19 protein-coding genes and 1 pseudogene are annotated in these 19,841 nt (G+C 70.6%); 1 reads left to right on the top strand and 19 read right to left on the bottom strand.

The window, feature by feature from the left end:
* Nucleotides 1-187: 187 nt before the first annotated feature.
* The 12 genes and pseudogenes from tilS to CKO28_RS07055 all read right to left on the bottom strand — a co-directional run bounded on the left by tilS (nucleotide 188) and on the right by CKO28_RS07055 (nucleotide 11,641).
* The gene (tilS, locus tag CKO28_RS07110) at nucleotides 188-1,549 is read right to left on the bottom strand and encodes a tRNA lysidine(34) synthetase TilS (protein WP_200339932.1); all 1,362 of its coding nucleotides are present in this window, start codon (nucleotides 1,547-1,549) and stop codon (nucleotides 188-190) included.
* Between the two features lie 69 nt (nucleotides 1,550-1,618).
* Complete coding sequence (ybgF, locus tag CKO28_RS07105) at nucleotides 1,619-2,869, bottom strand: tol-pal system protein YbgF (protein ID WP_200339931.1); 1,251 nt, start codon at nucleotides 2,867-2,869, stop codon at nucleotides 1,619-1,621.
* 154 nt (nucleotides 2,870-3,023) lie between these two features.
* A complete protein-coding gene (gene pal / locus CKO28_RS07100) occupies nucleotides 3,024-3,599 on the bottom strand; it encodes a peptidoglycan-associated lipoprotein Pal (protein WP_200339930.1) in 576 nt (191 codons plus the stop codon).
* A gap of 209 nt (nucleotides 3,600-3,808) precedes the next feature.
* Nucleotides 3,809-5,161 carry a Tol-Pal system beta propeller repeat protein TolB gene (tolB, locus tag CKO28_RS07095; RefSeq protein WP_200339929.1) on the bottom strand — a complete coding sequence of 451 codons (1,353 nt, stop codon included), beginning with the start codon at nucleotides 5,159-5,161 and terminating at the stop codon, nucleotides 3,809-3,811.
* Between the two features lie 453 nt (nucleotides 5,162-5,614).
* The gene (tolA, locus tag CKO28_RS07090; protein ID WP_200339928.1) at nucleotides 5,615-6,733 is read right to left on the bottom strand and encodes a cell envelope integrity protein TolA; all 1,119 of its coding nucleotides are present in this window, start codon (nucleotides 6,731-6,733) and stop codon (nucleotides 5,615-5,617) included.
* Nucleotides 6,734-6,736: 3 nt separating this feature from the next.
* Nucleotides 6,737-7,189 carry a protein TolR gene (gene tolR / locus CKO28_RS07085; protein ID WP_200339927.1) on the bottom strand — a complete coding sequence of 151 codons (453 nt, stop codon included), beginning with the start codon at nucleotides 7,187-7,189 and terminating at the stop codon, nucleotides 6,737-6,739.
* Between the two features lie 2 nt (nucleotides 7,190-7,191).
* Entirely contained in the window at nucleotides 7,192-7,914 is a 723-nt protein-coding gene (gene tolQ / locus CKO28_RS07080; RefSeq protein ID WP_200339926.1) for a protein TolQ, read from the bottom strand.
* Between the two features lie 3 nt (nucleotides 7,915-7,917).
* Nucleotides 7,918-8,424 carry a tol-pal system-associated acyl-CoA thioesterase gene (gene ybgC / locus CKO28_RS07075; RefSeq protein WP_242480391.1) on the bottom strand — a complete coding sequence of 169 codons (507 nt, stop codon included), beginning with the start codon at nucleotides 8,422-8,424 and terminating at the stop codon, nucleotides 7,918-7,920.
* Nucleotides 8,421-9,578 carry a Holliday junction branch migration DNA helicase RuvB gene (gene ruvB / locus CKO28_RS07070; RefSeq protein ID WP_200339925.1) on the bottom strand — a complete coding sequence of 386 codons (1,158 nt, stop codon included), beginning with the start codon at nucleotides 9,576-9,578 and terminating at the stop codon, nucleotides 8,421-8,423. The genes ybgC and ruvB overlap by 4 nt, the downstream gene beginning before the upstream one ends.
* The gene (ruvA, locus tag CKO28_RS07065) at nucleotides 9,575-10,210 is read right to left on the bottom strand and encodes a Holliday junction branch migration protein RuvA (protein ID WP_200339924.1); all 636 of its coding nucleotides are present in this window, start codon (nucleotides 10,208-10,210) and stop codon (nucleotides 9,575-9,577) included. Before ruvA ends, ruvB begins: the two co-directional genes overlap by 4 nt.
* A 119-nt stretch (nucleotides 10,211-10,329) precedes the next feature.
* Nucleotides 10,330-10,833, bottom strand: a pseudogene (gene ruvC, locus CKO28_RS07060) (crossover junction endodeoxyribonuclease RuvC); the annotation flags it as partial.
* A 34-nt stretch (nucleotides 10,834-10,867) separates the two neighbouring features.
* Entirely contained in the window at nucleotides 10,868-11,641 is a 774-nt protein-coding gene (locus CKO28_RS07055) for a YebC/PmpR family DNA-binding transcriptional regulator (protein WP_200339922.1), read from the bottom strand.
* Between the two features lie 461 nt (nucleotides 11,642-12,102).
* Here CKO28_RS07055 and CKO28_RS29095 point away from each other — a divergent pair, with 461 nt between their 5' ends.
* Nucleotides 12,103-12,783: a LuxR C-terminal-related transcriptional regulator gene (locus CKO28_RS29095; RefSeq protein WP_200339921.1), complete on the top strand. Its 681-nt coding sequence runs from the start codon at nucleotides 12,103-12,105 to the stop codon at nucleotides 12,781-12,783.
* A gap of 104 nt (nucleotides 12,784-12,887) precedes the next feature.
* Here CKO28_RS29095 and CKO28_RS07045 read toward each other — a convergent pair whose 3' ends face one another.
* The 7 genes from CKO28_RS07045 to CKO28_RS07015 all read right to left on the bottom strand — a co-directional run bounded on the left by CKO28_RS07045 (nucleotide 12,888) and on the right by CKO28_RS07015 (nucleotide 19,782).
* Nucleotides 12,888-13,373, bottom strand: coding sequence for an RT0821/Lpp0805 family surface protein (locus tag CKO28_RS07045; RefSeq protein ID WP_200339920.1), 486 nt, complete (start codon nucleotides 13,371-13,373; stop codon nucleotides 12,888-12,890).
* 127 nt (nucleotides 13,374-13,500) lie between these two features.
* Nucleotides 13,501-14,751, bottom strand: a complete 1,251-nt coding sequence (locus tag CKO28_RS07040) for an SET domain-containing protein (protein ID WP_200339919.1) — start codon at nucleotides 14,749-14,751, stop codon at nucleotides 13,501-13,503.
* An 87-nt stretch (nucleotides 14,752-14,838) separates the two neighbouring features.
* Nucleotides 14,839-15,051 carry a hypothetical protein gene (locus CKO28_RS07035; protein ID WP_200339918.1) on the bottom strand — a complete coding sequence of 71 codons (213 nt, stop codon included), beginning with the start codon at nucleotides 15,049-15,051 and terminating at the stop codon, nucleotides 14,839-14,841.
* Between the two features lie 77 nt (nucleotides 15,052-15,128).
* Nucleotides 15,129-15,341, bottom strand: coding sequence for a hypothetical protein (locus tag CKO28_RS07030; RefSeq protein WP_200339917.1), 213 nt, complete (start codon nucleotides 15,339-15,341; stop codon nucleotides 15,129-15,131).
* 106 nt (nucleotides 15,342-15,447) lie between these two features.
* On the bottom strand, nucleotides 15,448-16,806 hold the full coding sequence (locus tag CKO28_RS07025) for a hypothetical protein (protein ID WP_200339916.1): 1,359 nt from the start codon (nucleotides 16,804-16,806) through the stop codon (nucleotides 15,448-15,450).
* A gap of 19 nt (nucleotides 16,807-16,825) precedes the next feature.
* Nucleotides 16,826-18,244 carry a hypothetical protein gene (locus CKO28_RS07020; protein ID WP_207168758.1) on the bottom strand — a complete coding sequence of 473 codons (1,419 nt, stop codon included), beginning with the start codon at nucleotides 18,242-18,244 and terminating at the stop codon, nucleotides 16,826-16,828.
* On the bottom strand, nucleotides 18,241-19,782 hold the full coding sequence (locus CKO28_RS07015) for an FIMAH domain-containing protein (RefSeq protein WP_200339914.1): 1,542 nt from the start codon (nucleotides 19,780-19,782) through the stop codon (nucleotides 18,241-18,243). Before CKO28_RS07015 ends, CKO28_RS07020 begins: the two co-directional genes overlap by 4 nt.
* Nucleotides 19,783-19,841: the final 59 nt, after the last annotated feature.

The raw sequence follows: 19,841 nt of genomic DNA, 5'->3' as shown, positions 1-19,841 counted from the left end.
TCTACCTCTGCCGGCGGGCGCCTCGGCCGTTGGGCTGTCGGGGGCCGGGGCCGTGTGAGACCGTCTGACGTTGCGCCGATGCACCGTGGGCCGCCCGTCTCGCGGGCGTGTCTCGAAGGGCTCGGGCCGCCGGACTCGGCACGGGCGGCGGGCGGCCGGCCCGCACGTCCGATTTATCGACACCTTATTACATAGTGTGCGCTTCGTCTTGAGCAACTGTAAAGCCGGCGCCGGTCAACGCGCGGCGCGGGGCATAGCGCCAGTCCGCGAGCCACACCGCCGCCATGCTGGAGACTTGGCTCAGATCCGGCACGGCGGCCAGCCCCGCGGCCCCGCCGCGACCCGTGTGTCGTGCGTCGAAAACGCCCAGCAGCGCCGGGCGCACCGGTCCCGGCAGGGCGTGGGATTTCAGTGACGGCTGACGCGCGCTCAAGGCGGCCCAGCCCGCCCGGCCGAGCGGGCGGACCACGGCCGGGCCCGGCGCCCGCGCCGACAGCTCCACCTCGACCCGGCCGTCGACCACCGCGCGGGTGCCGGGGTGCAGCGTGACCGGGACGGCCCGCTCCCATTCCCGCACCACCAGAACGCCGCGTTTGCGCGGGATCAGCTGGCAGCCGCCCAGCGTGCGGGTGGCCGGCAGCCCCGCGCGCAGCTCGCCCGCCAGCCGCGCCAGCCGGCCGCCGCGCGGCGGATAGATCGCCCCGCCGACCGCGAGCAGCAGGCGGGCGAGCGCGCCGTCGCCGACCGCCGGCCGCGCGGCGCCGAACGCCACCGGATCGAGCCAGCCGAAGCCCGCTGGGTGCAGCACGACCGCGCGGGCAAGCAAGGCGTCCTGCGCGTCCTCGATGGTGCGCCGGGCGGTGCCGAGCGCGCCGGCCAGCGCGTTGATCCGGGGCAGTGTCAGGCCGTCGGCCGCCAGCTGCGGCATCACGCCGCGCAGCTGCACGCGCAGATGATCCGGATTGCGGTTGGTCGGATCGTCGACCCAATCGACGCAGCGCGCGGCCAGCGTGGCCTGCAGACGTTCCTTGGGCAGGTCGAGCAGCGGGCGGATCAGGCGCAGGTCCGGCAGTTCGCGCTGGTGCGCCATGCCGGCCAGGCCGTCCAGGCCGCTCTGCGCTTTGAGCCGCAGCAGCACCGTCTCCGCCCGGTCCGCACGGTGGTGGCCGAGAGCGAGGTGCAGGACGCCTTCGCGGGCGCAGACCTCGCGCAGCCGATCGTAGCGCTCCGCACGCGCATGCTCCTGCCGGACGCGGTCGGGCCGGTCGCCCTGCCAGCCGGCGATCCGGTGCGCGACCCCGCGCGCGGCCAGCACGTCGGCGACCCAGCGCGCCTCCGCCGCGGCTTCCGGGCGCAGGCCGTGGTCGACCGTGATCGCCAGCACCTGCCCGCCGCGCGCGGCCGCCCAGTCGGCCAGCAGCAGCGTCAGCGCCAGGCTGTCCGGCCCGCCGGACACCGCGGCCGCCACCACCGGCCGCGGCTCGAACGGCGCGAACGCCGCCATGCGCCGGGCGAACTCATCCGCCGTCACGGGCGCGGCGCCGGTCATTTCAACCGCTGGATGCGCGGGCACCCGACGCCGGCGGTGTGCCTCTCACAGCGGCCGACGACGACGCGCTCAGCCCTGGCCGCAGTTGAGGCGGTTTTGCTCGCGCTCGGCGCGCTGCAGGATGTTGTTGGTGGCATCGGGATAGCGCGACCGCAGCTCGGCAAAGATGCCGCAGGCGTCCTCGACCCGGTCGATCTGGGCCAGCGACATGCCCAGCTTGAGCAGGTTGTCCGGCGCCTTCTGGCTATCGGGATAATTCTGGAAGCCCTCGGCGAAGGTCACGGCCGCGCGCTCGTAGTTGCCGCGGACGTAGAAAGTCTCGCCCAGCCAGTATTTGGCGTTGCCGGCCAGTTCGTGCTCGGGGTGCCGGTTCAGGAACTTGGACAGCGCCTGTTCGGCCTTGGCGTAGTCGGCTTGGCGCAGCAGGCCGAAGGCGTAGTCGTACTGCTCCTGCGGCATGCCGTCGGGCAGCTCGACGTTGACCGCGGCGGTCTGCTGGCCCGGCTGGCCGTCGCCGCCGTTCTGGCCGCTGCCGCTTGCGCCGCCGCCGCTCTGGCCGGCCGCGCCTGGGCCAATCCCCGACTGACCCGGCTGGGTGCCGCCCTGGTTCTGGCGCAGCTCGTTGACCGCGCGCTGCGACACCTGGCCCAGGGTGTTGCCCGGCTGGCCCTGGCCGTCCTGCCCCGACTGGGTCTGCCGGGTCTGCTGGGCCTGCTGCGTTTGCTGGGCCTGTTGGCCTTGTTGGCCCTGTTGCGAGTTGCCGCCCTGCCCGGCTTGTTGGCCGCCGCCGGTGCTTTGGCCCCGTGCCTGCGTCCGAGCCTGCTGCTGGCCCTGCTGCGCCTGACCCTGGCCGGTCTGCTGCCCGCTGCCGGTGGCGGACACGCCGGTCGCCTGCTCCAGCTGGCTCAGCCGGTAGTTGACGTCGTTCGCCCGCGCGTTCAGCCGTTGGGTCAGCTGGCGCAGGTCGTACTGCACGCGCTCCACCCGGCCGGTCAGCTCCTGCACCGTCTGCTCCAGCTGCCTCAGCTTCTGCTGCAGCAGCGCCGCCGCCGGCTGGGTCATGCCGGGGTCGCCGCCGGACGCCTGGCTACCGCTTGCGGACGGCGCTTCGCCCCCGCCCGCGCCGGCGTAGACCTGGCGCTGCAGGTCGTTCAGCTCGCGCTGCAGACGGTCGACCTTGTTGGTCAGACGCTCGACCCCGCTCTGCGCGTTGGCCGGCCCGGCCGGCGGGCCGAACACCAGCAAGCCGGCGACGAGCACGCCCAGGAGAAGCCTGGGCGCCATGCTGCCGGGGATCGGGAAGGTCGGGAAAGCGGTCATGTCGGGTCCGTCGCTAATGTCGCTGTCGGATCGGGTGGCCGATGTCGGGACGAGAATAGCTGCCGCGCGATTCGGGCACAAATGTGGTCCGGACTCGATAACGCCCGCCCGGGCTGGCCGGACGGGCGTCATCCGTGGCAGACGCCGACCGGGGTTAGGACGACGGCGTGCCCTGGACCACGAAGACGGCGCGGCGGTTCTGCGCCCAGGCGTCCTCGTTGGATCCCGGGACGGCCGGACGCTCCTCGCCGAACGACACGGTCTCGACCCGGTTGGGATCGATTCCCATGACAATCAGGTAGTCGCGCACCGCGTTCGCGCGCTGGGCGCCGAGCGCCAGGTTGTACTCGCGGGTGCCGCGTTCGTCGGCGTGGCCCTCGATCGTGACCTGCTTGCTCGGGTGCTGCTTCAGCCAGGCGGCGAGCTTTTCGACAGTCGCCTGCGCCTCGCTGGATAGCTGGTACTCGTCGAAACCGAAGAACACGCGGTCGCCGACGTTGACCACCAGGTGCTCCTGGGTGCCGGGCTCAGGTCCTGCCATGTTCTGGCTGGAGACGCTGCCGCTGCCCGCCCCCGAGCCGCCGCCGGTCAGGTCGTCGGCGCCGCCGGTCGACTGCGACGCGGTCCGGGACTGGCCGCTGCCGCCGGTGTTCGCCTGGTTGTCGGGCCCGGTCTCGCACGCCGCGAGCAACAGCGCCGCGGCGAACAGGGTCAGGAACTTGAAACGCATCTTGGGTCCTCTCGAAGTCGTCAGGGCCGGGTCAGACCGGGCCGCTGCGCGGGGGTGGGCGGTGTCCGGATGGGGCGCGGGCGTCGGCCCGGCGTGCGGTTGCGCGGACTATACGAACGGCCATCCCCGCGATCAAGGTTTACCGCCGTACGCTCGCAAGTATTTAAGCCCTGAGATATCCGCTTCCTTTCGGTCGAATTTGATCCAACTCAGGGAATTGCCGGCGACCAGGCGGGGTCCGACGCGTCTTGCGGCGTTGGGACTTCCCGCTCGTTGTAACCGGTCAAGTCAATCGTGAACAGCTTGCTCGAATAGTGGCCCTGGCTATCGGCCCGGGTGCGGCGGAAGAAGCAGAGCACCCGGCCGTTCGGCGCCCAGGTCGGGCCCTCGACCCGGTAGCCTTCGGCCAGCATCCGCTCGCCGCCGCCGTCCGGACGCATCACGCCGATGTAGAAGGTCCCCTGGTGCTGGCGGGTGAACGCGATCATGTCGCCGCGCGGCGACCAGACCGGCGTCGAATAGCGCCCGTCACCGAACGAAATGCGCTGCACGTTCGAGCCATCGGCGGTCATGGTGTAGAGTTGCAGGCTGCCGCCCCGGTTGGAGTTGAACACCACCCGATCGCCGCTCGGCGCGAACGAGGCGGAGATGTCGATCGCGCTGGAGTTGGTCAGGCGGCGGCGTTCGCGCGTGCGCAGATCGATCACGTAGATCTCGCTGTTGCCCTGGTTGTCGAGCGCGATGATCACGCTGTTGCCGTCGGGCGCGAAGCGCGGCGCGAAAGTCATGCCGGGGAACTCGCCCAGCACTTCCTGCTGCCCGGTGTTCAGGTTGAACAGATAGATCCGCGGCGAACGCCCCTGATAGGAGACGTAGGTGATCTCCTGGCGGGTCGGCGAGAACCGCGGGGTCAGCACCAGGTTGGACCCGTCGGTCAGGTAGCGGTGGTTGGCGCCGTCCTGGTCCATGATCGCCAGGCGCTTGGTCCGCCGGCTCTGCGGCCCGCTTTCGGAGACGTAGACGATCCGGGTGTCGAAGTAGCCCTGCTCGCCGGTCAGGCGCTTGTAGATCGCGTCCGAGATGATGTGCGCGACGCGCCGCCAGTTGCCCGGCGTGGTGAAGTACGCCTTACCGATCATCTGGGATTCGGCATACACGTCCCACAGCCGGAACTGCACGCGCAGGCGCCCGTCGGCCTGCTGTTCCGCCTTGCCGCTGACCAGCGCCTGCGCGTCGATCAGCCGCCAGTCCTGGAACCGCGGGCCGCCCCGTAAGGCCTCCGCGCTCTGGATGAAGGCGCCCTGATCGATTGGCTTGAACAGCCCCGACCGGCGCAGGTTGTCCCGAATCACGCCGGCGACATCCTGACCGAGCGAGCGGGTCTGCCGGTTTTCGCCGTAGAAGTCGGTGATCGCGATCGGCAGCGGCTCGATGTAGCCGCGCGTGATGTCGATCTCCAGCTCCGCGCGCGCCTCGCGCACGAAGCCGGCCGGACCGGCGGCAAGCGCACCGGCCGCGCACAGCGACCCGGTCAGAAAGCGCCGGCGGGTCGAATCGGTCATGTCAGGGCTCGTCTCTCGCTTCGGATAGGTCGCGCTCGAACGGCCAGCGGCACACGCGCGAATCGCGCTCTCTACCGCCGCACTCGCGATGGTAACGGCGCCATAGCGCCGCACTAAGGCGAAATTTGGGCGCCAGCCAAGTGACCGCTGTGTGAGTCGGGAGCTCTCGCGACGCCGGGAGGAAGGCACAGCGCGGCGGGGGGTCCCGTCTCCGCCACCGGGGGAGACTTTTGCACGCGGGAATCAGCATCCGCGTGGAGTGCTTCGACACGCCAGCCTGCGGCTGGCACCTCAGCATAAAGCTGTATGTAAACGTCTGACACACCTCCAACTTTATCCTGAGTAGGACGCCGAAGGCGTCCGTGTCGAAGGGCCCCATACGGGCGCCGGGCGAGTAGTGCGAAAGTCTCCAGTGGCGGAGACGGGACGACTTTCGTGCCCGGCCGGACGCTCCTAGCCGCCCAGCATTTTCTGCGGGTCGAAGTTGAGCAGCAGGGTCTGCCACTGCTGGTACTTTTCCACCGGCAGACCTTGCAGCGGGGAGCAGATCCGCACGGCGCGCATCGCGCTCTCGGCGGCGGCGCGGTAGAAGCTCTCGCTCATCCGCTCGCGGCTGATCAGCTCGGCCGAGCGCACGCTGCCGTCGCGCTCCAGCTGGACGCGGATCTCGATGCGCAGATCCTCGGCGTCGCTTGCGCCGACCGGTGGGCTCCAGCAGGAGGCGAGCTGCCGGCGGATCGCGTCGATCTGGCTGGCGGTCAGCTGCTGGGCGATCCGGTCGGCTTCCGGCGGCTGCACCGCCTGCTGCGTCTCCTGCGCCGGCGCGCCCTCCTGGCTGGTCTGGTTCTGGGCGTCCGGATCGGGGTTCGGCTGCTGCTGCTCGGAGCCCGCGAAATCCTCTTCGACGTCCTTCAGAATCGAGCTCAGGTCGCGCTTGGGCGGCTGCGACGGCTCCGGCTCCTGTGCCTGCTGCGGCGGCGGGTCCGGCTCGGTCTGCTGCTGCGGTTCGCGCTGGGCCGTCGGGCGCTGCGGCTTGCGAGCGGGCGCCGGCGCCGGTCTCTCGGCCTGCTGCTGGTCCGCCTGCCGCTCGGCCGTCTGCGGCTCGGGTTCGGGCTTCGGCTCGGGTTCGGTGGCGGGCCGCTCGGGCGGCTGTGGCGCCGGTTCGGCCTGCGATTCGGGCTCGGGTGTCGGCTCCGGCTCAGGCTCCGGCGCGGGCGCAGGCTCGGCCTCTGCCGACTGCTGCGGCTCGGGCGGCTCTGGGGCCGGCTCGGGCGCCGGTTCGGGCGCGGCCGGCTGGGCGTTCTGCGGCTCCGGCGGCGCTGGGGCCGGCGGCGGGGCCTGCTGTTCGGCCTGCTGGGGCGGCTGTTCCGGTGGCTGGTCGGCCGGCTGCTCGGCCTCGGACTCTTCGGCGTCTGACTGCGGCGCCGCCTGGGCGAGCTGATCCTCGCTGATCACCTGCACCGGCACCGGCTCGCGCACTTCCAGGTCCTCGCCGAAATCCGGAAGCCCGACGATGAACGCGGCGGCGAGACCGACGTGCAGGCCAAGCGAGAACAGCAGCGCCTTGCGCATCGCCTAACCCTGGTCGTCCTGCTCGGTGATCAGCGCGACCTTCTCGAAGCCGGCGCCGTTCAGCCGGCCCATCACACGCATGATCCGGCCATAGGCGATCTCCCGGTCGCCGCGCACGAAAATCCGGGTATCCGGGCTGCGATCGGTGATCGCGTTCAGCCGGGTCACCAGGTTCTCGAACGCCACCTCGGTCTCCTGGATATAGATCGCGCCGTTGCGGTCGACCGTGATCACCAGCGGCTCGCTGTCCTCGCTGATCGGTGAGGCCTGGCTGTTCGGCAGGTCGACCGGAACCCCCACCGTCAACAGCGGGGCGGTGACCATGAACACGATCAGCAGCACCAGCATCACGTCGACGAACGGCGTGACGTTGATGTCGCTCATCGGGGTATAGCTGCGCCGGTGGCCGCGCCGCCGCCGGCGGATGCCGCCGCCGCCCTGGAGACCGCCCGCCATGGCTAGCGCGCCTCCTCGACCTGACGGGACAGGATCGCCGAGAACTCGCCGGCAAAGTTCTCCAGCCGCTCGCCGTAGCGGGCGATGTCGGTCGACAGCTTATTGTAGGCGACCACCGCCGGGATCGCCGCGACCAGGCCGAGCGCGGTCGCGAACAGCGCTTCCGCGATGCCGGGTGCGACCACGGCGAGCGAGGTGTTCTTGGTCGCCGCGATCGAGGTGAAGGCGTTCATGATCCCCCAGACCGTGCCGAACAGGCCGACGAACGGCGCCGCCGAGCCGACGCTGGCGAGGAAGATCATGCGCCGCTCCACGGTCTCCATTTCCCGGCCCAGGGTGATGTCCATGACCTTTTCGATGCGCTGCTGCAGGCCCTGAACGCTGCCGGTGATCTCCGGGCGCGCGCGGCTGGCGAAGCGGCGCCATTCGCGCATCGCCGCCAGGAACACCGCGGCCATCGGATCGCCCGCCCGGTCCGACATGCGGTCGTACAGGTCGTCCAGCGAGCCGCCGGACCAGAAGGCCTCCTCGAACTGATTGGCCGCACGCTTGAGCCGGCGCAGCAGCATCGCCTTGTCGAAGATGATCGCCCAGGACCACACACTGGCGGCGATCAACAGCAGCATCACGAACTTCACGACGATGTCGGCCTGGAAGAACAGGCCGATCAGCGACATGTCGTGCGCCGCCTGCCCTGCCGCGCCGGCGAGGGAATCGTTCTCCATCGGTTAGGTAGGCTCCCGCGTTTGCTTGTAGGGCTCCAGCGCCCGAAGGACATCGTCCGGCAGCCGCGCCGGCCGGGTGTTGGCGTCGAGGCAGGCGACCCGGACCCGCGCCCGCGCGATCTCCCGGCGGTCCTGGGCGTGCACCAGGGTCTGCTCGATGGTCAGCTGCACCCGGCCGAACTTGCGGCAGCAGGAGCGGACCTCGAGCACGTCGTCCAGGCGGGCCGGCGTACGGTAGTCGACCTCCGCCCCGGCGACCGCGAAGGCGAGGCCTTGCTGCGCCATCAGCCGGCGCTGGCCGATCCCGACCAGGCGCAGCATCTCGGTGCGCGCCCGCTCGGCATAGCGCAGGTAGTTGGCGTAGTACACGATCCCGGCGGCGTCGGTGTCCTCGTAATAGATCCGCAGCCACATCCGGTGCACGCCGGTCTGCGGGTCGAGCCGGCCCGACAGACCGCGCGCCTCCGCCGGCAGGTCGGCCGGCAGCGTCTCGTCCAGGCCGCCGGTCATGCCGCCCCTCCGCCGGTTTTGGCCCCAGGGTCGGCGGCGGGATCGAGAGCGGGATCGGCTGCGGGATCGGCGGCCGAATCGAGGTCCGGGTCGCCATCCGGACCGCCCTCTGGATCGGAGGCATCGCCCAGCATGTCGAGCTGGGCGGCGACACGCGCGGTCGGCTTCATGCCAAGATAGGAAAATCCTTGGCTGGTCAGCATCCGGCCGCGCGGCGTGCGCTGCAGCAGTCCCTGCTGGATCAGGTAGGGTTCGATCACTTCCTCCGGCACGTCGCGCTGTTCGCTGAGTGCCGCGGCGAGCGTCTCCACCCCGACCGGGCCGCCGCCGTAGTTCTCCGCCAGGCAGCGCAGGTAGCGGCGGTCCATCGAGTCCAGGCCGCGCGCGTCGACCTGCAGGCGCTTCAGCGCGTTGTCGGCGACCGCGCGGTCGATCCACGCGTTGTCGCCGACGGCGGCGAAGTCGCGCACCCGCCGGAGCAAACGGCCAGCGACGCGCGGCGTGCCGCGGGCGCGCCGGGCGATCTCCATGGCGCCGTCGGCGCTCATCTCGATGCCGAGCACGCGGGCGCCGCGCGCGACGATGAGTTTCAGTTCGTCCGGCTGATAGAACTGCAGGCGCAGCGGGATGCCGAAGCGCTCGCGCAGCGGCGTCGTGATCAGGCCCGAGCGCGTGGTCGCGCCGACCAGCGTGAACGGCGGCAGATCGATCCGCACCGAGCGCGCGGCCGGCCCCTCGCCGATGATCAGGTCGAGCTGGAAGTCCTCCATCGCGGGATAGAGGATCTCCTCGACCTGCGGGGTCAGGCGGTGGATCTCGTCGATGAACAGCACGTCGCGCGGCTGCAGGTTGGTCAGGATCGCCGCCAGGTCGCCGGGCTTGGCGATCACCGGCCCGCTGGTGTGGCGGAAGCCGACGCCCAGCTCGCGCGCGACGATCTGCGCCAGCGTGGTCTTGCCCAGTCCCGGCGGCCCGAAGAACAGCACGTGGTCCAGGGCGTCGCCGCGCCGGCGGGCGGCCTCGATGAACACCGACAGGTTCGCGCGCAGCTCCTGCTGGCCGACGAACTCGTCCAGCGCGGACGGGCGCAGGCTGGCCTCGCCGGTGTCTTCGTCCGTCCGCTCGCTCTGGACGACCCGCTGGTCGTCGGTCATTGGGAGAGCTCCTTAAGCCCTTCCGTGATCAGGCTCTGCAAGCCGGCGTCGCGGCCCAGCCGCCGGCTTGCCGCCGCGACCGCGGTGAACGCCTCAGTGCGCTTGTAGCCAAGGTTGGTCAAGGCGCTCACAGCATCCTCACTGACCTCGCCAACGGCGGCCGCGGCCGCGCCCTCGGGCGCCTGGCCGGTGCCGGCTGGCCCGCCGCCCGCGGCCGGGCCGAGCTGAATCGTGCCGGCCTTGTCCTTCAGCTCCGCGGTGATCCGGCCGGCCAGCTTGGGACCGACGCCGTTGGCGCGCGCGACCGACTGCTTGTCCTGCGCGGCGACCGCCTGGGCCAACTGGTCGGGAGGGAGCACGGAAAGAATGGCGAGAGCATGGCGCGCGCCCACGCCCTGCACGGTGTTGAGCAGGCGGAACCAGTCGCGCTCCGCCGTCTCGTGAAAGCCGTAGAGCAGGATCGCGTCCTCGCGTACCACCGTCTCGATCATCAGCTGCACCGCCTCGCCGCGGCCGGGCAGCCGGCCCAGCGTGCGGGCGGAGGCGTTGACCAGATAGCCGACACCACCGACGTCCAGCACGACGTGATCGTCGTCGACCTCGTCGACCAAGCCGCGCAGCTTGCCGATCACCGCCGGCGTCCTTTCCGGCCCGCCGAGCGGCCGCGCCCGGTGGCCGTGTCCGCCGCCGGGGCCGCCTGCCCCGGCACCTGCCCGTTGCCGGAGGCGGACACCGCGAGCGCGGGCGTGTCGCCGCCGCCGGACGCGACGCCGCCCCAGCGGCTTGTACTGCCGGCATGGTGGGCGTGGCAGATCGCCACCGCCAGCGCGTCGGCGCTGTCGGCGTTGCGGATCTCGACCCCCGGCAGCAACCGGCCGACCATCATGGTCACTTGCTCCTTCTCCGCGTGCCCGGTGCCGACCACGGCCTTTTTCACGATCATCGGCAAGTACTCGACCACCGGAAGCCCGGCCAGGGCCGGCACCAGCAACGCGACGCCGCGCGCCACCCCCAGCTTGAGCGTTGACTGCGCGTTCTTGTTGACCAGCGTCTCCTCGACCGCCGCCTGATCCGGCCGGTATTCGGCGAGCACGGCGTCGATCCCCGCGTGCAGCTGCACCAGCCGCTCGGCGGTGGAACGCTCGCCGTCGGACTGCACGATGCCGTTGGCGACGTGACTCAGACGCGCGCCGTCGGCATCGATCACGCCCCAGCCGGTGCGCCGGAGTCCGGGGTCCAGGCCGATCACGCGCATCCGCGGGCCATCCCAGCCAGCGCGGCGCCGACGCTCACGCCGACAGCCGCTGCATGACGTCGTCGTCCAGCTCCAGGTTGGAGGTCACCTGCTGGACATCGTCGTAGTCCTCCAGCGTGTCGATCAGTTTCAGCAGGGTCTGTGCCTGCTCCTCGCTGACCGGCTGGGTCGAAAGCGGCTTCCAGCCCAGGCGCGCCTCCGTCGGGTCGCCGAACCGGTCGCTCAGCGTGTCGCGCACGACCGAGAAGTCGTTCGCCTGGCAGATCACCTCGTAGCGGCCCGGCTCGTCGTCGTCCTCGTTCGCCGGCTGGTGCTCGACGTCCTCCGCGCCGGCCTCGGCGGCGGCCTCGAACACGGTGTCGAAGTCGCCGATCGTTTCCGGAAAGATCACCCGGCCGACCCGCTCGAACATGATCGAGGCGGAGTTCGTCTCGCCCAGGTTGCCGCCCAGTTTGGAGAAGGTCGAGCGCACCTCGGAGGCGGTCCGGTTTCGGTTGTCGGTCAGGGTGTCGACCACGATCGCCACGCCGCCCGGACCGTAGCCCTCGTAGCGGACCTCCTCGTAATTCTGGCTCGCCCCATCGCCGGTCGCCTTCTTGAGCGCCCGCTCGATGTTGGTGTTGGGCATGTTGTTGGCGCGCGCCTGGGCGATCGCCGAGCGCAGGCGCGGGTTCGCCTCGGGATCCTCGCCGCCTTCCTTGGCGGCCACCGTGATCTCGCGGGCGAGCTTGGTGAACAGCCGGGCGCGCTTCTTATCTTGCGCGCCCTTCCGGTACATGATGTTTTTGAACTGCGAATGGCCGGCCATCGCGTCCGCGCTCCCAAATACTGCGGTTGAAGCTTATAGCATAGCTATATCTAGGGTAAAATCGCTATCCACGCCGGCCGGGGCTCACCCGGGCGGGCGGGCCTCAGCCCCGCCGCAGCCGCCGGCGCCTGCGCTTCTAGCAGCTTTGGTTGAACGTCTGAAGGCCTCGCCGGCTGGACATCCCGCCGGGCGCGCGGGTGGGGGATCGAAAGTTTAAACTTTTGGTCCGACAGGCCGCTTTGAGGCATTGCAAAAGTCTTCCGGTTGCCGGCATAGTTGTATGTCTCGTGAGTTGTATTTTATCTAAATAAGATAGCCCGAAACGCGCATATCGCGTCAAAAGCCGGCGATCAAGACGGGCAAACACCCACGGGCCGGGGACACAACCGCCGCGCCGGCGGTCGGACAAATCCGACGACCGGTGCCGCCAAGCAGGCGAGGCAACAGACGGGCATGATGCTGTGGCAAACCGCAAACCGATCCCGACCATCCGCGTGGTGGTCACGCACGCACACGCGATCGTCCGCCATGGCCTGATCGCGGCTCTGGAGACGCGCCCGGACATTGCCGTCACCGACGGCGGGGAGAGCGAGGATCCGATCGCCCTGCTTCGCCGGGTGCGTCCGGACATCGTGATCGCGCAGTACGACGGCGCCCTGCTCGACGGCGCGCGGCTGATCAAGGCGATCGACCGGCACGGGCTGGCGGCGCGCGTGATCCTGATCGCGGAGGGCTGGGAGGGGGAAACGCTGTACCGCGCGTTCCGGGAGGGCGCCGCCGGGTTCCTGACCTACCGCGACCCCGTGGCGGCGATCGTGGCCGCGGTCGAACGCGCGGCGAACCCGGGCGCCAGTCGCTACCAGGACCCGCACGCCGTGCTACAGGACTACCTGCGCCACCACACCGTGGGGCTGTACGGCAAGCACGACCGGCAGACCCTGACTCGCCCGCTGTTGACGATGCGGGAGATCGAGGTGCTGCGCTACGCGGCGCGCGGCTATTCGATCCGCGAGACCTCACGACACCTGCGCATGAGCGTCCCGACGGTGAAGAACCACCGGCACAGCATCTACTCCAAGCTCGGCGTGGCGAACGCGGCCGCGGCCGTCAGCCGGGCCTGGTCCTACGGCTACATTCCTTAGGCCGGGATCTTGGATGAGCCTATTGCACGCAAGACGCCGCTACCCGCATAGGATGCTGCGAGACGCGGCCTTGCGAAAGGCTCTCTCGGACCGAGAGGCGCGGTCTAGCCCTGGACGATCTGCCAGCTGCCGTCGGGTTGTCGGCAGGCGGTGCCGTAGACGCGCTCCGCTTCCCGGCCGATGATCACGGTCTGCTGGAACTCTCGGCAATACCGGCCGTCGCCAGCGCGGTAGGTGCGCGTCGGGGTCACGGTGCCGCGGTTGCCGCTGTCCGGGTTGCGCCACTGCGAGGTCTGGCCGCTGGGCGCGTATTCCAGCGTATCCTGAGTGGTCGCCGCGACCTGCTGACGGTCCGCGCGGTCCAGCGAGCGGCCGACCTCGGAGCCGACCAGCGCGCCCAGCACCGCGCCTGCGCCGGTCGCCCAGAGCTTGCCCTCGCCCTTGCCGATCTGCGAGCCGCCCCAGCCGCCCAGCACCGCCCCGCCGAGCGTGCCGACGGTCTGTTTCGGTCCGGGCCCGTTCGCACAGGCGCCCAGCAGGAGGGTGGCCAGCAGAACCGGCACCAGCTTCGATTTCTGCACAAAGATCATGGTGGCATCGTCCTTTTCCAGCAGGCGCGCGGCCGCCGTCTCTACGGCCCCGCGGCGGTTCGGAGAGGAAGAGCTTAGCACCCGCAGAACTAAATGCAATTCTGCACGTAGAAGCGCCGCCAAAACGTCACAGCGGATTTGGGCGCGGGTCGAAGACATGTCTGTCCATGCGGGCCATCCAGCTATCCAGCGCCGCCAGCGTCGCGCACCGGCCGGGCACATCGCCGCGGCCGGACCGACTGTGCGCGGCGGCGAGCAGATCGGCCAGCCGGGCATAGTACCGCCGGTTGGCGTCCAGCAGCGCGCGCGCCGCCTGCCCGGCGGCCTCGCTGCGGCGATCCACGGACCAGTCGGGCCGCTTGGCTTCGATCAGCACCTCCGTGACGGCGTGAAGGGTCGCGCCCGCCCTGCCCGGCGGCAACGGCGGCCGGGTGACCGCCAGGATCTCCGGCGGCGCGTTGAGGACCCGCGGCAAATGGGGGCGCAGCGGCTCCCGCTCCGCCGGCAGCGGGTCCCGGTAGCGCCCGACCGATCCCACAACGACCAGCGTCAGGCCGCAGGCGAGCGGCAGCCGCGCGGGCACCGACAGGGCGAACGTCGCGCTGGTGTCGAGGAAGCCGTAGTGCAGCAGCGCCTGCTGCCCGTCGAGTAGGTTGTAGGTCACCCGGCAGGCGTCGCTATCGGGAACTGGCTGGGCCTGCCGGGCGGTCAGCATGGCCGCCGATTGCTCGGGCCGGCCCGCCCGGTCGGTCCGCTGGAACCGATGGGCGTCGGCATGGTGGTCCAGCGCGTCCAGCAGCGGCAGCAACACCTCGACGCACGGGCCCCGCACCGCGGCGCGCAGCGCGAACACGCGCGCGCTCAGGAAGCTCTTGACCAGCAGGCGCTCCCAGGCCCCCGCACGGTACAGGCCGACCTCGGCCGGCCGGCCGAACGGCCGGTCGCCATGGACGAGATGGCTCAGCAGCTCCGGGTCGTTCCACAGGGTCAGCCACGGCGACTGCCGCGCCCACCACCGCGGTTTATCGAGCGCATTGTACAGATCGACCAGCGCCCTGACCGCCCGGGTTTGCACCGGGGTAGCCGCGGGCCCATCGGCGCGCGCCCGCACGTCGAACCGGCCGCGCGCGACGGTGAAGCAAAAGGCCCCGGTCGGCGGCAGACAGGCGACCGGGACCGTGATCAGCGGGGCCCCTTGTGGATCCGGCTCACGCCGGTGCACCGTCAACGCGCCGCCGCGCACGCGGAAGCTGGTGCCGGGCCGGACCCGTCCGCCGGCCTGCACGACCAGGTTGCCCAGCCGGTGCAGCGGTTCGGCGGCGTCCGGCCGGTCGGCGTCAATGGCGATGGGTCCCGAGCGGACGTCGCGCGGCGACATGGCGGCACCTTGTGACAAGGGATCGGTAGAATGGGAGGGCGGCTCAGGGGCGGCGAGCCGCCCTCCCGGTCACGCAGCCGAACCGGCCTAGTCGGCCTTCTTGGCGTTCGCGTTGACCTCGAACACCACCCGCTGGAGGTCCATCAGGTCGTTGCGAATCTCGTGGTTCTGGTGCTTCAGGTCGCGGATCTGGTCGCGCACCACTTCCAGCGTGTCGAACAGCCGGCCGGAGTTCACCGTGGCCTGGATCTTCGACAAGGTCGCGACGATCTGGTCGATCTGGGAGCTTTGGGGTTCCATCGTGGTCTCCTGTCGTGTTGCGGCGGGCAGGCAGTCCGTGCGCCCGATCCGCGACCGGGCGCACGGCGTTCGCCTGGTTAGTCGGCCTTCTTGGCGTTCGCGTTGACCTCGAAGATGGTCCGCTGCAGGTCCATCAGATCGTTGCGGATCTGCTGGTTCTGGTTCTTCAGGTCACGCATCTGATCGCGCACCACCTCGAGCACGTCGAACAGACGGCCGGAGTTGAGCTTGGCTTCGATCTGGGCCAGGTCGGTCAGGATCTGATCGACCTGCGAGCTTTGCGTCGGCATGGGTGGGTCTCCTTCCTTCAAGGTTGCGGGATCCGGCGGACCAGCGGGGCCCACCGGAGCTTTTCCGGGCCGCACGGCCCGGAAAAGGTGTCGCGTCGCGCGGCCCTCAGGTGGCGCAGATCGCGGTGTTCTCGGCGGCCTTCTGCCGGCGTTCCAGCCAGGCGCTCATCGCCTTCGCCTCGCGCGAAAGGTTCTTCGATGCCTGTTCCTCGACGGCCGCGCCGGCCTCGCTCTCGACCCGGCCGGCGAACGTCGTCAGCCGTTCCTGGGCGAGCGCCAGCGCGTCGTTGGCGACCGCGGTCGCGATCTCGTCGGTCAGGCTCTGGAGTTCCTGGGCAAAGCCCGCCTCGATGCGCGCCTGGACGCGGAAGTTCTCGACCAGCAGGGACAGGCGCTGCGCGGTCACCGGCTTGACTTCCAGCTTCAGCGTCACGTCCGCCGTATCGGCCAGCGACTGCGGGTTGCTGCGCACATGGATGTCGTAGCAGCCGGCCGGGGTATCGCCGCCGACACAGACGATCGCGGTCGCCGGATCGCCGATCGTCTCGGACGGGGTGACGCCATTGTCCGGGATGCGGATCGAGCCGAAGTCCGGGCGGATGCCGACGATCGCCAGATTGGTGACGTAGCCGTCGGGATCGGTCGCGGTGATCTCGCCGGAGATGATGTTGCTTTCGAAGCCGATCAGCTCCGGCAAGTCGAAGCTCACCGGCTGGTTGGTGTTGGTTTGCGTGAACGCGGGCGCGGGCGCGGTCACGACCTTCTGCAGGGTCGGCCCCGGCGGCAGCTTGAACTCCTGCACCAGCAGGTAATTTTCCAGGTCGTTCAGCTCGGTCGTTGCCGGTTCCGGATTGCCGACGAAGTAGGTCGCCAGCATCTTCTCCGCCTCGATTTCCAGGTCCTTGTTGAACGCGTACAACTGGCCATCGACCCGGACCTCCAGCCGGTAGTCGTTCTCCACCAGCTCGGTCGCCTGCTGCCATTGACCGCGCTCGAGGGCACCGGAGCGCTGGTCGAACGGGATCTGCGGATCGGCGCCCGGCTTCGGCTCGATCGTCCAGGTCATGTTTTTCGGGAACGCCGTGTGACGGACCTCCAGCCGGCCGTTGCCGGAGGCCCGGAAGTCGTTGGCGAAGACCGAAAGCTGGTAGGTGTAGGGCGCGTCGCCGGCGTGGAACACGGCGGTGAAGCTCAGGCCGCGCCGCAGGTCGACCGATGCCTCGGCGAGCACCCCGATGTCCGGCTGGCCGCGCGAGGGATCGTCCTTCCGCCGGATCTTGAAGGCATAGGTCTGGAACGGCCGGCCGGCCGTGCCGTCGGCCTCGAACACGGATCCGATCTCGAGCGACGAGACGTCGGTCAGGGTCGGCTGGTCGGAACCGTTGATGAAAACGTCGATCGGGAAATAATCGACGGCGTTGACGAACCACACTTGGGCGGTGTTGATCGGCTGCTCGACGGTCATGGCGGAGGTCCTTTCCGGTTCAGACGTCCTGGTGTGCGTTTCGGGGGCGTGGCGCGGGAGCGGTGTCGCGTGCGCCGCGGCGGGGCAGCCCGCGGCGGAACGCGGCCAGCTGGCACGCCAGATCGTTCGCCGAGCCGGGAGCGATACCGCGGCCGCGCTCGGCCTCGATCAGCGCGGCCGCGCGGGCCAGCGGTCGCGCCAGCGCGTCGGGATTGCCGGCGGCGCGTGCGTCCACCGCCGCGTGCAGCGCCTGCCGGAGCCCGTGCGCCGCCGCGTGGCTCATCGCGCCGTCCGCGCACAGCCGGTCGACCTGCCGGAGCAGCCGGCGCAGCGTGACCGGCCGCACCGTCAGCGGCACGGTGAAGGTCGCGCTTTCGGCCAGCGCGTCGGCCGGGTTGGCGCGCACCCGCACCTGGTAGTGGCCGTCCGGCACGTCCGCGGCGATCCGCAGCGTGCCCAGCGCGGGCACGCCGATCCCGGGCGACGGCACGACCGTCTCCGGCGGCAGGGTGATCCCGCCCGGATCCGGGTCGACCCGGTCGATCGACAGGTCGGCGACCCGGCCGTCGGGATCGCGCGCCTCCACCGCCGCACTCGCGGCGTCGGTGCGGACGATCGGTAGGGGCGGCGCGCAGAAGATGATCCGGTGGTCGCTGTTGGTGTCGCTGGCGGGCTTGTCGGGAACGGTCACGCCCGCCTGGTCCGGGACGCCGGTTGGGATGCGCAGCTGCTGGACCAGCCAGGCGGCGGTTTCGCCGCGGGCCCGGCGTTCCGACGGCGACCGGCCGACGTAGTGCGCCACCGTCAGGCGTTCGTGCACAAGTTGCAGCTGCGGCAGCACCGAGGTGGCGCGGCCCTGGACCCGCGCTTCCAGCCGGTAATCGTTCTCGATCACCTCCCGGGCCTGCTGCCACTGCCCGCGGATCAGGCGACCATGGCGCGGATCCGGCGGAATCGTGATGTCGGTGCCGCGACGCGGCGCCAACGACCAGTCGATCGCCGGCCCGAAGCCGACGTGGCGGACCTCCAGGCAGGCCCGCCCGGCCGGCGAAAAGTCGTTGCGGTAGATCGACAGCCGGTAACTGCCCGGCACGTCGGACGGATGCAGCACGGCGGTGAAGCTGCGCCCGGCGTGCAGCTCGATCGACGCCGAGGCGAGCACCCGCCCGCGGGCATGGTCCTGCCAGCGCACGAGGACGCTGTGGGTCTGAAACGGCTGGCGTTCGCTGCCGTCGAGCCGCAGCAGGCGGACCATCTCCTGGGACCCGACCTCCAAGGCGGCGGGCGTCCGGGCGTAATTGACGTAGACGTCCACCGCGCCGTCCAGCAGCGCATTCACGAACCAGCATTCGGCCGATTTGCCAGGGTGCTCGAGCAGGGTCATCGCGGTCATCTCCGGTACCTGGAAGATCGACGGACCTGGGATGCGGGCGTTCAAGCGCCGTTCAGGGAGGCCTTGAGCGCCCGGGTTTCGCGGGTCAGCGCAGCCCGCGCCTCCGGCGTCATGGCGCCGTCCCGGTCGTTCTCGATTTGCGCCAGGAAGCGGTCGATCGCGGCCTGCCCTTCCGCCAGGTCGCCCCCACTCAGGTGCGCGCCGCCCTCGCTCAGAAGCGCGGTCAGGCGCTCCGCCGCGGCGGTGCTGAGGCCACCGGTCGCGCGCAGGCCGGCGACCCGTCGAGACAGCCGCTGTACCGTGACCGGCAGGACGGTGACCGGAACGGTGTGCGCGACCCCACGCCGGCCGTGGCGCTTACGGCCCTTCAGCTGCACCCGGTAGGTGCCGGGCGCGAGCTCGCCGGAGATCGCCAGGGTCACCACCGCCGGCTCACCGGCGGCCGGCGCGCCGCGCACGCTGCCCTTGGCGATCCGGATTCCCTTCGTTGCCGGCTCGATCCGCTCGATCACGATATCGGAGAGACGTCCCTTGGGATCGCACACCCGGATGTCGCGCATCGCCGGGCTCGCCTCGACGGTGACGATCGACGGCCCGTCGCCCGGCTCGGCGTCGTCGGGCGGGCCGGCTTCGGCGGTGACGCCGCCGGAAGATGCGGCGCTGCCACCCGGGGCCGGCTGATCCGGCAGCGGGCACACGGCCGGTGACGCCTCGGCGGCCGCAGGCTCCGTCGCGGAGGCGGTCGCCAGGCCGGTCGCCGGATCGACGGCACCGGCAGCCGGGTCGGCGCGGCTATCCGCGGCTTTCGCCGCGGCGAGCTGCTCCGGTGGGGTGCGGACGGCCGCCTTCGCGGTCTTGCCGGCGGCGTTCAGCGGCGGCTTCGCGGGCGTGACGGTCACCTTCCCGGCCGGCCCCGTCGCCACGCTGAAGTCCTGGGTCAGCCAATAGCTGCGCAGCTCGTTGGACTGCATGGTTGCCGGCTGGGGCGTGCCGACGAAGGTCGCCACCAGCTTCTTTTCCGGCTCCAGTTGGAGGTCCGGCAGGAACGCCACGACGACCCCGTCGACCACCGCCTCCAGCAGGTAGGAGTCGCCTGGCATTTCGGTGCACTGCTGCCACTGCCCGCGCTTCAGCGCGCCCGCGCGCACCGCCGTGCTATCCGACGTGGCCGCCCCGTCCTTGGGCTGGATACGCCAGTCGATCCGCGGGGCGGCGCCGGCGTGGCGCAGTTCCAAGCGGGTCGCCGCCGAGGGGGCGAAGTCGTTCTCGTAGACCGACAGCTGGTAGCCGCCGCCGTCGCCGGCATGGAAATTGGCGGCGTAGCTGGTGCCCGCGACCAGCTCGACCGACGCCTCCGCCAGGACCGGACCGCTGCTGTCGTCCTTCTCGCGGACCTCGAAGCGGTAGGTGCCGAACAGCCGGTTGTCGCTGTCGTCGACCTCGAACAGCGGCCCGACCTCAAGCGGGTTGATGTCGGACATCGACGGTTCGGTCGCGCCGTTGGCGTAGATCTCGATGGCGAAACTGTCGGTCCCGTTCAGGAACCAGACGTGCGCGGTGTTGTCCTGCTTCTCGACGGTCATCGGGCTCGTCCTCGTCTTGGGGTCTGATAGAGGGGTCTTGGGGTCTGATAGAGGGGGTC

The organism is Rhodovibrio sodomensis, from assembly GCF_016583645.1.
Classification (GTDB): Bacteria; Pseudomonadota; Alphaproteobacteria; order Kiloniellales; family Rhodovibrionaceae; genus Rhodovibrio; species Rhodovibrio sodomensis.
The sequence above is the reverse complement of the archived record's forward strand: the minus strand, read 5'-3'. Positions and strand labels throughout refer to the sequence as shown.

What these genes read in the sequence shown, in the direction of transcription:
- CKO28_RS07030 (WP_200339917.1), bottom strand. Translation starts at nt 15,341, where the DNA reads ATGCCGACGCAAAGCTCGCAGGTCGATCAGATCCTGACCGACCTGGCC.
- CKO28_RS07025 (WP_200339916.1), bottom strand. Translation starts at nt 16,806, where the DNA reads ATGACCGTCGAGCAGCCGATCAACACCGCCCAAGTGTGGTTCGTCAAC.
- ybgC (WP_242480391.1), bottom strand. Translation starts at nt 8,424, where the DNA reads ATGACCGGCGGCCTGGACGAGACGCTGCCGGCCGACCTGCCGGCGGAG.
- ruvB (WP_200339925.1), bottom strand. Translation starts at nt 9,578, where the DNA reads ATGACCGACGACCAGCGGGTCGTCCAGAGCGAGCGGACGGACGAAGAC.
- ybgF (WP_200339931.1), bottom strand. Translation starts at nt 2,869, where the DNA reads ATGACCGCTTTCCCGACCTTCCCGATCCCCGGCAGCATGGCGCCCAGG.
- CKO28_RS07055 (WP_200339922.1), bottom strand. Translation starts at nt 11,641, where the DNA reads ATGGCCGGCCATTCGCAGTTCAAAAACATCATGTACCGGAAGGGCGCG.
- CKO28_RS07035 (WP_200339918.1), bottom strand. Translation starts at nt 15,051, where the DNA reads ATGGAACCCCAAAGCTCCCAGATCGACCAGATCGTCGCGACCTTGTCG.
- CKO28_RS07040 (WP_200339919.1), bottom strand. Translation starts at nt 14,751, where the DNA reads ATGTCGCCGCGCGACGTCCGCTCGGGACCCATCGCCATTGACGCCGAC.
- tilS (WP_200339932.1), bottom strand. Translation starts at nt 1,549, where the DNA reads ATGACCGGCGCCGCGCCCGTGACGGCGGATGAGTTCGCCCGGCGCATG.
- tolA (WP_200339928.1), bottom strand. Translation starts at nt 6,733, where the DNA reads ATGCGCAAGGCGCTGCTGTTCTCGCTTGGCCTGCACGTCGGTCTCGCC.
- pal (WP_200339930.1), bottom strand. Translation starts at nt 3,599, where the DNA reads ATGCGTTTCAAGTTCCTGACCCTGTTCGCCGCGGCGCTGTTGCTCGCG.
- tolQ (WP_200339926.1), bottom strand. Translation starts at nt 7,914, where the DNA reads ATGGAGAACGATTCCCTCGCCGGCGCGGCAGGGCAGGCGGCGCACGAC.
- tolR (WP_200339927.1), bottom strand. Translation starts at nt 7,189, where the DNA reads ATGGCGGGCGGTCTCCAGGGCGGCGGCGGCATCCGCCGGCGGCGGCGC.
- CKO28_RS07045 (WP_200339920.1), bottom strand. Translation starts at nt 13,373, where the DNA reads ATGATCTTTGTGCAGAAATCGAAGCTGGTGCCGGTTCTGCTGGCCACC.
- tolB (WP_200339929.1), bottom strand. Translation starts at nt 5,161, where the DNA reads ATGACCGATTCGACCCGCCGGCGCTTTCTGACCGGGTCGCTGTGCGCG.
- CKO28_RS07015 (WP_200339914.1), bottom strand. Translation starts at nt 19,782, where the DNA reads ATGACCGTCGAGAAGCAGGACAACACCGCGCACGTCTGGTTCCTGAAC.